10 protein-coding genes and 1 riboswitch are annotated in these 14,424 nt (G+C 66.6%); of the genes, 1 reads left to right on the top strand and 9 read right to left on the bottom strand.

Going from position 1 to position 14,424, the window contains the following annotated elements; all coding sequences use genetic code 11:
* Positions 1 to 71: 71 nt before the first annotated feature.
* Positions 72 to 2,276, bottom strand: coding sequence for a P-loop NTPase fold protein (locus ASH01_RS22540; protein ID WP_156415564.1), 2,205 nt, complete (start codon positions 2,274 to 2,276; stop codon positions 72 to 74).
* A 321-nt stretch (positions 2,277 to 2,597) separates the two neighbouring features.
* Here ASH01_RS22540 and ASH01_RS12625 point away from each other — a divergent pair, with 321 nt between their 5' ends.
* A complete protein-coding gene (locus ASH01_RS12625) occupies positions 2,598 to 3,182 on the top strand; it encodes a recombinase family protein (protein ID WP_056776190.1) in 585 nt (194 codons plus the stop codon).
* 56 nt (positions 3,183 to 3,238) lie between these two features.
* Here ASH01_RS12625 and ASH01_RS12620 read toward each other — a convergent pair whose 3' ends face one another.
* The 8 genes from ASH01_RS12620 to metX form a co-directional block, all read right to left on the bottom strand.
* Positions 3,239 to 4,141 (bottom strand): hypothetical protein, encoded by a 903-nt coding sequence (locus ASH01_RS12620; RefSeq protein WP_056776187.1) that lies wholly within the window; start codon positions 4,139 to 4,141, stop codon positions 3,239 to 3,241.
* Positions 4,142 to 4,553: 412 nt separating this feature from the next.
* The gene (locus tag ASH01_RS12615; RefSeq protein WP_082619801.1) at positions 4,554 to 5,855 is read right to left on the bottom strand and encodes a DEAD/DEAH box helicase; all 1,302 of its coding nucleotides are present in this window, start codon (positions 5,853 to 5,855) and stop codon (positions 4,554 to 4,556) included.
* Positions 5,856 to 6,017: 162 nt separating this feature from the next.
* Complete coding sequence (locus tag ASH01_RS22535; RefSeq protein WP_082619800.1) at positions 6,018 to 8,279, bottom strand: bifunctional DNA primase/polymerase; 2,262 nt, start codon at positions 8,277 to 8,279, stop codon at positions 6,018 to 6,020.
* Positions 8,280 to 8,747: 468 nt separating this feature from the next.
* Positions 8,748 to 9,374, bottom strand: a complete 627-nt coding sequence (locus ASH01_RS12605; protein WP_056776184.1) for a hypothetical protein — start codon at positions 9,372 to 9,374, stop codon at positions 8,748 to 8,750.
* 35 nt (positions 9,375 to 9,409) lie between these two features.
* The gene (locus ASH01_RS12600) at positions 9,410 to 10,333 is read right to left on the bottom strand and encodes a tyrosine-type recombinase/integrase (RefSeq protein ID WP_082619799.1); all 924 of its coding nucleotides are present in this window, start codon (positions 10,331 to 10,333) and stop codon (positions 9,410 to 9,412) included.
* Positions 10,334 to 10,449: 116 nt separating this feature from the next.
* The gene (locus tag ASH01_RS12595; protein ID WP_156415605.1) at positions 10,450 to 12,066 is read right to left on the bottom strand and encodes an RNA polymerase sigma factor; all 1,617 of its coding nucleotides are present in this window, start codon (positions 12,064 to 12,066) and stop codon (positions 10,450 to 10,452) included.
* A gap of 339 nt (positions 12,067 to 12,405) precedes the next feature.
* Entirely contained in the window at positions 12,406 to 12,804 is a 399-nt protein-coding gene (locus ASH01_RS12590; protein ID WP_020144644.1) for a universal stress protein, read from the bottom strand.
* A 164-nt stretch (positions 12,805 to 12,968) separates the two neighbouring features.
* Entirely contained in the window at positions 12,969 to 14,228 is a 1,260-nt protein-coding gene (gene metX / locus ASH01_RS12585; RefSeq protein ID WP_056776181.1) for a homoserine O-acetyltransferase MetX, read from the bottom strand.
* Positions 14,229 to 14,243: 15 nt separating this feature from the next.
* Positions 14,244 to 14,358: riboswitch (SAM riboswitch) on the bottom strand.
* Positions 14,359 to 14,424: the final 66 nt, after the last annotated feature.

The raw sequence follows: 14,424 nt of genomic DNA, 5'->3' as shown, positions 1-14,424 counted from the left end.
GACGTCAGCGTGTCGCCCCGCCAATCCTGCAGATTCTTCGGCTTGGAAGAGCACTAATCTGATTCGCGTTGTCAGCGGGCGCGATGGCGGTTCACCCGACGTCGTACGCTCCGCCTTCGGTCTCGACCGCGCGAGCGGTTGGCTGACGGTTCTGCAGGGGCAGTGCCACGAGCCATTTCATCACTTGATCCTTGATTCAACCCGCAGGCGACTGCTGCGGCCGCAAGTCCTTGTGTGCCTTCGGTCAGTCCAGCAACGCCACGTCCCAGGCCCTCTATTTGGCTTCGAGGGGGCACGGATGGATCCGCCTGCCCGGCAATCAGTACTTCCATGGTGCGAAAACACGACGCCGCGAAGACCGCCAGGGCAGCAGCCGCAGGCGGAAAATCGTGCCAATCAATCAACTCGGGCGGCTTGACATCAGAGGCCAACCAACTGCGGAGCAGTCTTTGAACACGCAACGAGGCCTCAAGATCATTGGCAGGGGCCACACTGAGCATGGCCCGCATGCGCTGCTCAAGATCCTGTTCGAGAAAGCCACGGCCCAAATCCTGCCAGCGTGGAAAGGCTAGTGGCGTCTCGCGGTAGTGCTCTACACAGGACCGCGCTCCCCTCAACAAGTCTCGAGGCAACCCTCCCGACCAGACGTGACACAGAAGTGCCAACTCCTCTGGAAATGCGGTGACCCGGGAATTCATGACCTCCAACGACTCCTCCACCGTGAGCCGCTCGACTCGGACGACAGTGTCGAAAGAACTATCGAAAGCATCCCTTTCAGTGAGGCCCCGCATTTGAAACGAGTTTAGCGCCTCATCCGACACGGTCACGATGAAGTGAACGTGCTCTAGATGGAAAAGGTCCTTGAGCGCATTTACTGTCTGAATCAGGCCCTCTACCGTGTTCAACTTGTCCAGTTCATCGACGACGATGACGACGCGCCCATCCTCGCCAACAGATTCGCCGAGGGCGCGAAGTAGAGTACGTACGCGGTCGACAAGGTCACCGTATGTCATGGACCGCGTGCGACGCGCCTCTGCTCTTGACCTCTCCATGGCAAGAATGGAATTAATGGAGACTGAACCCTTAGTGGAATCTGTGGTTTCGGCCTCAAACTGCAAATCATCGAGAAGTGCATGTGCCATATCCTCTGCATACCCCTCCGACGATCCGACTCGCCTCGAGCGAAGGGAAGCCAAGGTAGCGAAATAACCAACGGTGCCGGCGACAACCAGCAGAGCTCCGACCACTGCGGCGGCGCCAAGCCGTTGAAATAGGGGCAAATCGAGCAGATCTATATAAATGATGGCTCCGCCCAACCCCAGAGCCGCCATCGAAGCGGTACCTCGGAGCACGACCGCCTGGCGCCGCCTGGACGCCGCCCGTTCGTACTGCCATGTATGGATATCACGTGCGTTCTCATCCCCGTTGAGTGAGCTGATAATGGCCCGCGCCAGCCTGCGGATGAAGTCTAAGTCGTCATACTTGACCGAAGTCGGAACGGCGACAATTACTTGTGCGAAGTCTTTGGATGCGATGGCACGAAGAAGAGTGGACTTGCCTACGCCACGAGGACCCGCGATCCCGATCGCTGACGTGGCGTGGCTCTCAATAAAGTCTCGGATGTATGCGATCGTCTTGGACGGAACAATCTTGGCGGAGTTGAGTTCTACTAGTCGCGGGGCCTGCAGTGGGAAGGAGGTCAAACCTTGGCTCGCGAACAGCGTGTTTACCGCCCTCGTGTACGCCGCAGTTAGTTGTGCGCGCGCATAGTTTTGCAGCTCGCCTGTCGCTCGCTCTCTCCGATACTGATCAAGAGCTTTGGAACCCCTCAAGGTCTCAACGACGTCGGCCCCCAGACTGTAGGTGATCAGCGCTCCAATCAAACAGGGCACCAATGCGACCAGACGCTGCCACCACTGCTGAAGCCATGCCGGCTCCTGCAGCCACGCGAAATCAAAGAGCCATGTGAGGGCCAGATATGCGACGACCAAGGAGAGGGCGAGGCACGCGAGCCAGGCGGCCCCTGCTACGACAAAACGTCTGCGCCTACCCCGACGTGTCTCGGTCCATGACTGCGACTCTCGTTCTGTCGCTTCGAGCGCCTTCCGGGCGACGTCTGCTTTCAACCGGGCTAGATCGCTTGCGCGAACCTCATCCTTCACCTCTTCGGCATGTGCGTGGAACCGGCTGAACTCGGGAACGTCCACGATTTGATCAAGCATCATTGCCAGGTCCGGTGGCTCAATCGGTCGACTTGGCAGTGCTCGCTGGTCCACCACTGCACCCCTCCAAACTCGACTTCAGTCGCCTGCGACGTACCCTGCACACCTGCTATTCGGGGCGTCGGACGCGGATGACGGCCGCCCGCACCTCGCCGCTCAAGGATGCATCAATTCTCTAGCACGTGCACGCCCAGCACTTCATTAGCGTGCCGCTGTTCGACACCGACGCAACCCCGTAGGGCTCCCGCCTCGGGCCGGAGGTGCCTGAACACAAACGAGCGTTTGCGAACGGTCAGACGCTCCCGCCTAGACCGAGGCAGGGGCGCCTGTCCTCTACCCATGTCCGAAATCAATGTCTCAGAAGGAGGCACTTCGATGAGTACTGCGACTTCCATCCCTGGCTACTTCGTTGGCTATGCCCGCGTCTCGACCTTCGAACAGGACGCTGCGCTGCAACAAGACGCCCTGGCAGCGGCCGGCTGCCAAAGCATCTTCACCGACAAGGTGTCCGGCAAGCTTGAGCATCGGCCAGCCCTCGACGCGACGTTCGGCCAGCTCCGCCCCGGTGACACCGTGGTCGTGTGGAGGCTCGACCGGCTGGGCCGCAGTCTGCGCCACCTCATCGACACCGTCCAGGCACTCGACTCACGTTCAGTTGCGTTCCGCAGCCTCACCGAGAGCATCGACACCTCAAACCCTGGCGGCAAGCTTGTCTTCCATGTCTTCGCGGCGCTTGCTGAGTTCGAGCGCGACCTCATCCGCGAGCGCACCACGGCAGGCCTCGCCGCTGCCCGTGCGCGAGGTCGGAACGGCGGCCGGCCAACCGTCTGGACTCCCGACAAGCTAAAGGTTGCGCGCGACATGTACGAGAGCCGGGAGCACGACATTTCAGCCATTGCTCGCGTCGTCGGCGTCAGCCGGGCCTCGGTCTACCGCGCGTTGCAGGAACGATCCTCTTAACGCCGCCGCCCCTCTCGCCTCAAACGGCGGGAGGGGCGAGGGCGGCTTTTCTACGTTCACGAGCCAGGAGAGTTGGGCCGGCCGGCGGGAGGCGCCGGTATGGCCACGTGGGACGGATCGCCAGGGCCCGATATCTGTCGGTTCTCCTGGGCTTGTCGCAGGACACTGACCGCGACAAGCACCGACAGCATCGCGTTCACCGGGGTGTACTGCTCGAGAGAGACAATGTGGGCAACGGCGTGACGGTTCGGCGTCGTTGGTGGCAGATCTATACCGGACACGAACCGTTCAAGAATCGGCGCGACCGCCAAGAGCGTCATTGCGGCCTTCACGCCGCCAGCGCCGGTATAAGCATCCATCTCCTTCATCGAGTCCAGGAACCGTCTCAACGACGCAAAGTTGGCGTGCTTCGTCTCCTGTGCGGCGAGGGCCGCGGCTGCCTGCAGACTCAGGGCCTGGGCTGGGGCATAGCTGGTTTCGACGCACGCAAGCGCCTGCCGGAGCACCACAACGTAGTCCTTCAACTCATCGTTGGTGACCTCGTCGAGGACCCCGTGCGCGTGTCGCAGCACGTCCTCCGAGCGCGCCAGCAGGGCTTGTCCTCGCACGTCTGGTGACCCGATCCGCATAAGTTCGTCGAGTACGTCCGGGCCCGGCACCCAGGCGACAGGAAAACCTTCCCGGGCAAGCCGGTCCATCAGGGGGTACGTGAGGAGGGATGGCCAGTTCGGCGGCCTAGTTGCCTCTAATTCGGCGAGCTTCTCGATGAGGGGCAGCAGGGCCTTGCCCCACGTGCTCAAGCCTTCGTTGGCGGCGCGCACGGCGGGACCGAGGACCAAGACAGCGTGCTGGGCGAAGTCTGTGAGCGTGGTGCTGAGTCGGCGGAGGCCGGGCGCCACCACCTTGCCGACCTCGACCATCGCCTCACCAAGCTGCTGTGCCTGTTCCGGGGTCAGCACCGTAGCTGACGTACTGCCTGACGTGAGAGGGTCGGTCGCCCATGCTGGGCGATTGCTAGTCGCCGGCAAGACCCGAGCGTCGTCGGCGGGACGGCTGCGTCCATTTGAGGTCACGCGGCAAAACTCTAGACGCAGACCCCGACGCTCCCGGGTCTTCAGGCTGCGCTCGCTCCGTAGGGGTCGGTGGTCGTGCCAGCGTCCCGCCGCTGCCAGCTCAAAGCCGTGGCGCACTCCATGAGCCACAACACCTGGTGATCTATTCGGCGCTCCAACACGCCATACACATTCACGAGCCCCTGAACGACTCCATTGCGTTGAGCAGGTCGTCACCGAGGCCAAGCTCTGCCGGCAGATCGGACGTACCTTCGACTCTGGCGGAGGAGGCCAGGCCTAGATCTGTGGCGAGGCAGGCTCAAGTCGACCCGTAGGCGAGGTCTGAGGTTTCACGCTTTCGTTCGAGGATCTCCATCTGCCTACCGATTTGATCGGTGTCTGGGAGGACGAGCCAGTGCCGAAAAGACCGGTGCGGCGAGCCGATGCGCCGCAGTCGGCCTTCGCGTTGCGCTTCCCTCGCCGGGTTGTAGCTCATTCCAACGCTCACAAGGGTGTTGGCGGACTGCAAGTTGAGTCCGTACTCGAGGACCCGGCTTCCGAGCAGGACCGGAACCCCTCCGGCACAAAAAAAGTCGACGGCATCGCTTCGGCGCGACTGCGGCGTCGACCCCTGCACTATCAGATGTGGAATGCGGGCTTCTTCGAGCAAGACGTGGAGCCCATCGAGATCGTCGAGATACTCGGTGTAAAGGACGACCCGGCGTCCCTGTCGCACTTCACGCCGGACGAGGGCCACCGCGGCGGAGTGCAGGGGAGACCCATGCGCCGCTCCTCGAGAGGCCTCTCGCAGCCTCTGATGCCGTCGCAACGGGTCATTGATGCGCTCCGCCTTGGCGTAGTCCGCCGCCTGCCCACGGCCAAGTTTCACGAGCACGGGGGAGGTTTCCTCGCGTACGGGCAGCCTGAGTCCGACCTGGTCCGCTGTCCTGCGGAGGAACGAGGACTCGATGCGCTGCATCGCGTCACGCGCGTGCAACTCGGACTTCCAGCCCTTCACTACTGAGGGCCGACGGTCGAAGGTGGAGACGCGACAGTACTGGTTGAGGAACTGACCGCGAGAGCCGAGCGGGTAGGTCCCGACAAGCTCGAACAACGTCCATAACTCGAGGGGGTTGTTCTCGATTGGGGTGGCGGTCGCCACGATGACGCGGCTGGCGTGGTCGCACACCTCACGGACGGACTCGAACTGCACTCCCCCGCCCTTGAGGCCACTGGCCTCGTCGACCACGACGAGCCGGGGCCGGATGCGCAGCAGCGCTCCGACTTTGGCGTGCACTAGGTCGTGAGAGACGACCACGACGTTCGGGAGTAACTCACCTGCAGATATCCGGGCGGGCAGCGCCGCTCCAACGGACAAAGTTGGCAGCCACGCCCGCAGCTCGGCAACTGTCTGGGTGATGAGGCTGGCCGCCGTGACGTACAGCACCGACCCCTCGGGTGCCCGCGCCAACTCGTCTCGCCACAGCCGGCCAATGGCGGCGGCGATCTGAATCGTCTTCCCCAAGCCGGGCTCATCTGCGAGGAGCCGCCTGCGTCGCCGGATGAGGAACTCGACTCCATCTCGCTGGAATGGATACAGCTTGGCCCGAACAGGTTTCATCTCTAACGCCTTTCCCAACCGGAGGTTGCTGACTGGACCCAAACGTCGGCGTTCGCACTGTCGAGGTGGTCGTGGGCGGAGGGTGTCTGGAACCGCTTGGCCGGGTGCCCCGGTAGTGCCAGATTTGTCAGTACAGGGGGACAAAGGAACGGGTAGGAGGCATCAGTGGGCATGGGCGTCTGTCTCCTGACATTTCTGGCACTCCTGCATCCACCGCAACGCCCTCACGTCGACGCCGGCCGCGAGCGAGTACCACCACACGGTGCGCTGCTTGCCGTTCCCCTCCTCCTCACTGACGGTCACGAGATCGAGCATGTGGAGCGCCTGCAGCGTTCGGTCGACGGTGGCGCGTGGCTTGTCGATCCTCTTGCGGACGTTGGTGGTGGTGGATTCGTCGTGGCGCATGAGGTCGAGGAGCACGGCCAGTCGAAGTGGCGGGATGGAGTCTCGGGCGATCCGGGTCACGATCCGCAGGATGTGCTGGCGGTCCATCCCGAGGGCAAGGCCTCCGCGCATGACCTGGGTCAGCTGCTTGGCGAAGCGAGTCGGCATCTCCGGGGCGTGCGCGTCGATGACATCGCCTCGGTAGTCATGGTCGACACCGGTTCTCGCCAGGGTGACCACGTTGGCCAAAGCCAGTATTTGTTCCGTCTCCGCCTTAGTCAGCGCGAGTTCGGCCTTGTCGTCGACGCCCGCGAGCACACCTGCCACTGCATCACCTAGCTCCGCTCGCATGTCGACCTCGTCCCCGGTGTTGGCGATGGCTTGCCGTCCGGAGGCGACCCGCCCGCTTGTGGAGTCCAAGCGGATGAGCAGAAACCGGTCGCCCATGCTGGCGATGACTTCATGCGCGCGGTCCCAAGCGGTCGTCACGGCTCCGATAACGACGATTCGCCCGTCCCATGCGAGGGACTGCCCTCCGTCGCTGCCGAGGTTGCGCTCCCACCTGCCGTCGTACACCTCCCTCAGGGCTGCAAGCACCGAGGCGCGGGAGTCGCGGTTCATCGACAGGATCGAGGTCACATCCTTGATCACCAGCACGCCGCTGCCACCGATCTTGCGTAGCAGTCCGCCCGTCGCTGTCTTTGCCCGCTCCTTCTGCGAGGTCCCTGAGAGCAGGGCGCCCTCGCTCGAGATGGTCGAGGTGACGAAAGCCCCCGCGACCGCCAGCGGTGCGACGGTCTCCGTCTTGGCAGCGCCTGAGCCGGAGACGACCAGTAGCCAAGCGGGGTCGCCGCTCAGCTTCTCTACGGCCGCGACGGCAAGTACGGCGTCCAACACATCCAGGTCATAGTCCGACCCAAGCCAGCGCCTGAAGACGGCGTGGGCCGCCCCAAGCGGGACCGCCTTCAGCGGAGCCGTTGTGCTGTTGAGGGCCTCGCCGGAGGGCGGAATCATGGCGGCTGCCCGGACCCGGGTCGCCTCGGGGTTTGCCCGTTTTGCGTGTGCCACGGCCCACGCCATAATGCCGTGCCATTCCTTTTCGGCAGCGTCAACCGTCCGTGCGGCTCGCTGGCTGTCACCGCGCGTTGGCTGGCAGACCGCTTCGAAAAACACGCGCTTCAGAGTCTTGGCTGCCTCAGCCGCATTCAGCAGTCCGGCTGCTGCCTCCTCCATCGCCCCCGTAGCCTTCGACACCATGGCCTGGTGCCGTGAAGCACCCGCCGCCAGTTCATTGGTGTAGAGCCGAGCCCAGACGCCCAGCAGCTCGGGGCGCTCGGCATCAGTGTGCGTGTCGAGGAAGGATCGAACCTCGGCATCCGTGGCGGCCCTCAGCGACTCGGTCGCGTCGGTCAGTGCAACAGCAAGCTTCGGGGGGAGGATCGGGATCGGTCCCACAGTGGCCCACTCGTAAGACCCGCCTTCCTCGCTCTTCTGGTGCACTGACGGCTGGACGATGATGACGCCGTTGCGGCCGCGGACCTCCCCCCAGCCCCTCTCGAGGCTCCCCAGGCTGTTGCCGATCATCCGACCTGGCGGCTGCAGGAACACGTAGTGTCCGCGTCCTGACCTGTCCGCGCGCGTCTCCTGAAACGCAGGTTGCTGGCATCGGATGGCCTCGGCCAGGAGAGGCGGGACCCGGTCGGGGTGGTCGACGTCGAACACGACGAGACCAGACCTGCCGCAGTGAACGAACAGGCCGCGATCTCGGCCCGTGAACCATTGCTTGATGACGTCCGCGTGGCGGCTGGTGAGCTCTGGCCAACGTTTGCCCAGTATCGAGCCAGGATCCTTGCTGCCCTTCTTCGTCGGCCCTACGTAGAGCCCAGCCTCCGCGTAGGCCTGCGCGGCTTGGAGAGCGCTCATGAAGGAGACGTCCGGCACGTACGGGCCGCCGTCAGTGCTTGCCCGTAGTTTGGAGTCAGTCACCTTGGCCGGAGACTCGGACGGCGTCCTCAACGGGCGCCGTTCGTCTGTGCTCATCGCGCGCCACCGCCCGCCGGAGTCGCAGCGTCAGCCCCCTGGCTTTCACGGTCCGACGCGGCGGGTGGACTGCTTCGTTCGGTCAGCTCGGCGAGAAGCCTGGTCGCTTCGGCTAGCTCCTCGAGGGCCTGGCGGCGTGGGCCCTCGCCACGCCGCACCGCGGCAGACTTGCGGGCGAGGTTGGCGAAGTAGGCCTTTCGGGCGTTCGTGGCCCGCTTCGCCCGCTCGTCGGGCGAGAGAACTCGATCGGGATCGACCTGGTCCTCGAACTTTGCGAGGAATGCGGTCCGAGCGGTGGCGGTCCGGGCGGTTCTGTTGGCTGTTGCTGCCCAGGACTGGTGAGCAGCGGCTCGAGCGATGAGACGTCGCTCGGACGGGGATGAAGCGGGCATGACGCACCTAGGGTCTCTCCCAGAGCGTCACTCCTGGGCACGCCACCGGCGCTCGCGCGATTACCACTGTTCGCGGCTACGGAGAGGATACCGCTCCGACGGTGTGCAACCCGATCACCGTCGGCTCTCGCGTGTCGCGACCCTGTCGTCTGCGCTTGGCGTCCTCAAGGTAGGCGAGGCCCAACTTGCCTCGGTCGACCTTCGCAGGGCCGTGGTCGACGCACTTGACCCAGAGCTCCGCCTCGAACGTGCTCGGGTCATCGAGGAAGAGCCGGACCACCGTAACCGGCAGCGCCTCCCAGACCGGGGAGAGGCTCGTCGAGGGGAACAGCGCGCGCCGAGCGTCCCGCTGCTGCCTGGTCAACACGGCGGTGGGCGGAGCGAACGGGTCGTCCGGATCATCGGGCGGGTCAAAGGCCGCGCCGGCCAGTCTGGATAGGAACAGCGGCCCGTGGGCATCGGTGTGCCAGAGCTCCGCCAGCTTTGGGCACTCGTGTGCCCGGTGCGCTGCGTGCGTACACACGACTTGGAGCAGCGACCGAGTCATCGACGGCGGGATCGGCAGCCACTGCAGCTCCTCGGCGGGATCCTCGGGATGACGCGCGACCTGCATCTGTCTATCGCTGGTCGCCTGGATGTAGGCCTTCGTGAGGTCGTAGAGTCGTTCGTCGTCCTCACCGAAGTTCGGCCAGAACCGCCGCACCTCACTCTCGTAGGCCCGCTCGGGCCGGCCGTGTCTCACAGCTCCCCCAGGTTGAGGGTGCGGGCCTCCGCGGCGGCGCGGGATGCGGCCTGGGCTTGGGTGTACCGCATCAGCATGTCGGGGCGGGTCCAGCCGGCGACGGCCATCAGGCCGCCCTCGGATCCGCCAGCTGCGAGCCATCGGTGGGCGGCGGTGTGTCGCATCCTGTGCGGGTGGAAGCCGGTTATGCCGGCCGTCTCGGCGCGGTGCTTGAGGGTCTTGTGCAACCCGTCGTAGCTGAAGCCTTTGCCGCGGTCGCCGACCCACAGGTTCACGGTGGCGGCGAGCCTGTGGTGGGCGCGCAGGCGCAGGTAGCGGTCCAGAGCCCGCGCGGTGTGCGGCCCGAACGGGACGACCCGGCCGCGCCCGCCCTTGCCGCGGCGGATCACGGCGGTGCCGGCGGTCAGGTCGAGGTCGGCCACCTGCAGGCCGACGACCTCGCCGGCTCGGGCCCCGGTCTCGAGCATGAGCCGCAGGATCGCCTCGTCGCGGCGGTGCCGCAGCGTCTCGGTCGGGGCGGCGCCCTTCGGCGGGGTGCACGCCTGCAGCAGGGCCCGGAGCTGGTCCTCAGTCAGGGGCTCGATGACGGCGGTGTCGAGCTTGGGCGCGGTCATCCCGAGGAACGGGTCGGTCGGCAGCTCGCCCTCCTCGGTGAGCCAGGCGGTGAACCGGCGCACCGCATGCTGCCGGGCCCGGGCCGTGGCTGGTGCATTGGCGCCGTCGATCAGCTCGGTGACCCAGCCGCGCAGGCTGGCCCGCTCCAGCGGGGCGGCGGCGACGCGCTCGCACCAGCGCAGGTAGAACCGGACCCCGTCCCCGTAGACCTTGACGGTCTGCTCGCTCTTGCGGTCGGCCCGCAGCGACAACAGCCACGAAGGCAGCAGGGCGGTCAGGTTCGGGGGCGGCGGCGCCTTCGGCATGCCGACCAGCGTACGCCGTTATCTGGACTAGGAGCGCTGTGCTGCCCGGGAATGCCGCAGGCTAGGCGCCCGATGGGCACCTGACCTGCGGAAACACGGGACCGCGAGTCAACCCGTCAGTCGAGGTAGTCGCGCAGCACCTGGCTGCGGCTCGGGTGACGCAGCTTGCTCATCGTCTTGGACTCGATCTGGCGGATGCGCTCGCGCGTGACGCCGTAGACCTTGCCGATCTCGTCGAGCGTCTTCGGCTGGCCGTCGGTCAGGCCGAAGCGCATCGAGACGACGCCGGCCTCCCGCTCGGACAGGGTGTCGAGCACCGAGTGCAGCTGCTCCTGCAGGAGCGTGAAGCTGACCGCATCGGCCGGGACGACGGCCTCGGAGTCCTCGATGAGGTCACCGAACTCGCTGTCGCCGTCCTCACCGAGGGGCGTGTGCAGGGAGATGGGCTCGCGGCCGTACTTCTGGACCTCGACGACCTTCTCGGGCGTCATGTCGAGCTCCTTGGCGAGCTCCTCCGGGGTGGGCTCGCGGCCCAGGTCCTGGAGCATCTGACGCTGCACGCGGGCGAGCTTGTTGATGACCTCGACCATGTGCACCGGGATGCGGATGGTGCGCGCCTGGTCGGCCATGGCGCGGGTGATCGCCTGGCGGATCCACCACGTCGCGTAGGTCGAGAACTTGTAGCCCTTGGTGTAGTCGAACTTCTCGACCGCACGGATGAGGCCGAGGTTGCCCTCCTGGATCAGGTCGAGGAAGAGCATGCCGCGGCCGGTGTAGCGCTTGGCCAGCGAGACGACGAGTCGCAGGTTGGCCTCGAGCAGGTGGTTCTTGGCCTTCTTGCCGTCCTGGGCGATCCACCACAGCTCACGCTTGAGCTTCATGTCGATCTTGTCGCCGGAGTTGAGCTTCTCCTCGGCGAACAGGCCGGCCTCGATGCGCTTCGCGAGCTCGACCTCCTGCTCGGCGTTGAGGAGGGCGACCTTGCCGATCTGCTTGAGGTAGTCCTTGACCGGGTCGGCCGTGGCGCCGGCGGTGACGACCTGCTGGGCCGGGGCGTCGTCCTCGTCGTCGTCACGGATGACGAAGCCAGACTCCTCGGTCTCCTCGGTCTTCGCGGCGGCTGCGGGGGTGGCCTCGTCACCGTCCTCGGCGTCGTCGTCCACGTCGACGGGCTCGACGACGACCTCCTCCAGCTCGCCGACCGGTGCGTCCTCGGGCTCGGCGTCGTCACCGGCAACGACGGTGCCGTCGGCCGACGTCGTGGCCTTCTTCGCGGCGGTCTTGCGGGTGGCGGTCTTCTTGGCAGCGGGCTTTGCGGCCGCCTTGGCGACACCGGCGTTCGTGGCAGCCTTCTTGGCCGTGCGGGCCGCGGCCGCCTTGGGGGCGGCGGCCGCCTCGTCGTCGGTGGCTGCGGCGGCACGGGCCGGCGCCGCCTTGGCCGTCGTCTTCTTGGCGGCGGTCTTCGTCGTCGCGGTCGTCGTCCGCGTCGCGGACTTCGTCGCCGCGGCGGTGGTGCTGCGTGCGGTGGCCACAGTGCCTCCCTTGGTCCCTGTTCGGGTCTTCTTCGTCGTGCTGGAGTGCGGCGCGTCGACGACGATCTCGATGTCGTGGGCCTCGAGGGTCGTGAGGACCGGCTTCATCTGCTTCAGGTCGAGTCCTGCATCGACCTGGGCGCGCGCGATCTCCGTCCCGGTGATGGTGCCGCTGCTGCTGCCCTTGACCAGGAGCTGCATGATCGCCTCGTGCTGGAACACCTTCGGCAGGGTCTTGGGAGCTCCAGCGGTTGTTGCCTTAGGCACGGATGCAGTCGCCTTTCGTCACAGGTCTCGTCTGATGGTCGACCCGAATCCGGGCATGCACCATCACAACGAACGAGAATGGGGGTTGGTGCCGGAAGAGCTTGGCCTGTCGGAGTCGATCCCTGTTTCGAGCTCTCGGTGCGCCTCGTGCGATCCGGTACTCGGACATTATAAAACGGCGTACGCCCTCCGAGCGAACGCGCGTCCAACCCGCGTGCCGCGAACGGGCGTCCGGCCCGCACGAACCGGGCCGGACGACGTGCCGGAGAGGGCTCAGTCGCCCTTGACCGCGAGCACCGGGCAGCTCGCGTCGAGCAGGATGCGCTGCGCGTTGGACCCGAGGATCAGCTTGCCGACCGGGCTGCGGCGACGCAGGCCGATGACGATGAAGTCGGCCTTCTCCTCCTCGGCGACGGAGATGAGGTCCTCGGCGGGGTCGTTGCCCCGGACGAGCTGGCGCACCTCGTGCTCCAGGCCCTTCTCCTCGAGGAGCGTCTGCACCCGGGCGAGCTCGCTCTCGAACTGGCTGGCCTCGTTCGCGTCGAAGTCCTTGCCGCCCCGGTGGGAGCTGATGACGACGAGCTTCGCTCCACGCAGGACGCACTCCTCGGCGGCTCGCTTGAGCGCCGCGCGACCTTCCTTGGTGGCGACATAACCAACGACGATGGCCACTTTCCCGGACCTCCTTGGGACGGAAACAACCAGTGCTCGCACCGTACCCGATTACGAGGCGTCCGGCGCGTCCCGCGCGAAGTCTCACCGCGGCGTCGGCGACGCGGACGACGAGCGTGCGACAGCGCCGCCTGTCGGCGAACCGGCCCGGCGCGCAGATGGGTTCAGTCGCGGGGTCGTTCGAGCGCCTCACGGACGATGCGACCCACCTGGTCCTCCTCGATGAGGAAGCCGTCGTGCCCGAACTCCGAGGTGATGTGTGCGCGTCGGGACCCCGGCAGGGCGGCGTGCAGCTCGTCGGAGAGCCGGGGCGGGTAGAGGCGGTCGGTGTCGACAGAGACGATGGTGCACTCGGCGCGGACGCGCTCGAGGGCGGCCTCGAGCCCCCCGCGGTCGCGCCCGACGTCGTGCGAGTTCATCGCCTCGGTCAGCACGACGTAGGAGTTGGCGTCGAAGCGCCGGGCCAGCTTGCCCGCGTGGTGGTCGAGGTAGGACTCGACGGCGAACCGGCCGCGGTCTCCGGCGCGCAGCGGGTCCTCGCCGAGCTGGGCCTCTCGTCCGAAGCGGGTGCCGAGCTCGGTCTCGGTGCGGTATGTGATGTGGGCGATGCGGCGAGCCAGGCCCAGGCCGGTGTCGGGTCGCGCGTGGCCCTCGTAGTAGTCGCCACCCGCGTAGTCGGGGTCGTTGCGGATCGCCAGCAGCTGCGGCTGGCACCAGGCGATCTGGTCGGCGGTCGCGTACGCCGTCGACGCGAGCACGATGCAGCGGTCGACGTCGTCGGGGTGCGTCACGGCCCACTCCACCGCACGCATCCCACCCATCGAGCCGCCGACGACGGCCGCGAGGCGGCGGATGCCGAGCCCGTCGAGGAGGCGTCGCTCGACGGCGACCTGGTCGCGGACCGTGACGTAGGGGAAACGGCTGCCCCAGGGTCGACCGTCGGGCGCGGGGCTCGCGGGGCCGGTGCTGCCCTGGCACCCGCCTAGGACGTTGGACGCGATGACGAACCACCGCTCGGGGTCGACCGGTCCGCCGGGCCCGATGAGGGCGTTCCACCAGCCGGGCGAGGCGTGTCCGTCGCCGGCCTCACCGAGGACGTGGCTGTCGCCGGTCAGTGCGTGCTCGACGAGGATGACGTTGTCGCCGGCCTCGTTGAGCCGGCCCCACGTCTCGTAGGCGATGCGGACGTCGGGCAGCACTCCCCCGCGCTCGAGCTCGATGTCACCGACGTGGGCGAACTGCCGCCGCCCGACCGGGTCGCCGTCACGCCAGGCGCCGTCGGGCCGGCGGGGCTCCGGTGCCGTCGGGTCGACGTGGCTCGTCGCCGCACGGTCCCTCGTCGCCGAGTCGCCGGTCTGGCCGGTGCCAGCGGTCCCGGGCCGCGCACGGCGACGGGTGCTCTGCGTCCGGTGGGTGACGGTCATCGGGGTACTCCTCGGTCCTCGCGCTTGCACGCACCCGGGGACGGGGCGGCCTGGTCTTCACCCGGGGCACCCCACCGCGAAGGAGGGTTGCCGACCAGCGAGCCGGGGCTTGTCGCTGGTACTCATGACCTGCTCCAACCATACGCGAGGCCTCGCGGAGAGGCCGCGCGCCGTTCCACGACATGGACGGACGGCG

This window comes from Terrabacter sp. Soil811, from assembly GCF_001429655.1.
GTDB lineage: Bacteria > Actinomycetota > Actinomycetes > Actinomycetales > Dermatophilaceae > Terrabacter.
Note: the sequence above shows the minus strand (reverse complement) of the source record. Positions and strands in the feature narration are given on the sequence as shown.

Bases quoted from the DNA above. Each gene is read 5' to 3' on its own strand.
- ASH01_RS12625 (WP_056776190.1), top strand. From the start codon at position 2,598: ATGAGTACTGCGACTTCCATCCCTGGCTACTTCGTTGGCTATGCCCGC.
- ASH01_RS12600 (WP_082619799.1), bottom strand. From the start codon at position 10,333: ATGCCGAAGGCGCCGCCGCCCCCGAACCTGACCGCCCTGCTGCCTTCG.
- ASH01_RS22535 (WP_082619800.1), bottom strand. From the start codon at position 8,279: ATGAGCACAGACGAACGGCGCCCGTTGAGGACGCCGTCCGAGTCTCCG.
- ASH01_RS12615 (WP_082619801.1), bottom strand. From the start codon at position 5,855: ATGAAACCTGTTCGGGCCAAGCTGTATCCATTCCAGCGAGATGGAGTC.
- ASH01_RS12595 (WP_156415605.1), bottom strand. From the start codon at position 12,066: ATGCAGCTCCTGGTCAAGGGCAGCAGCAGCGGCACCATCACCGGGACG.
- metX (WP_056776181.1), bottom strand. From the start codon at position 14,228: ATGACCGTCACCCACCGGACGCAGAGCACCCGTCGCCGTGCGCGGCCC.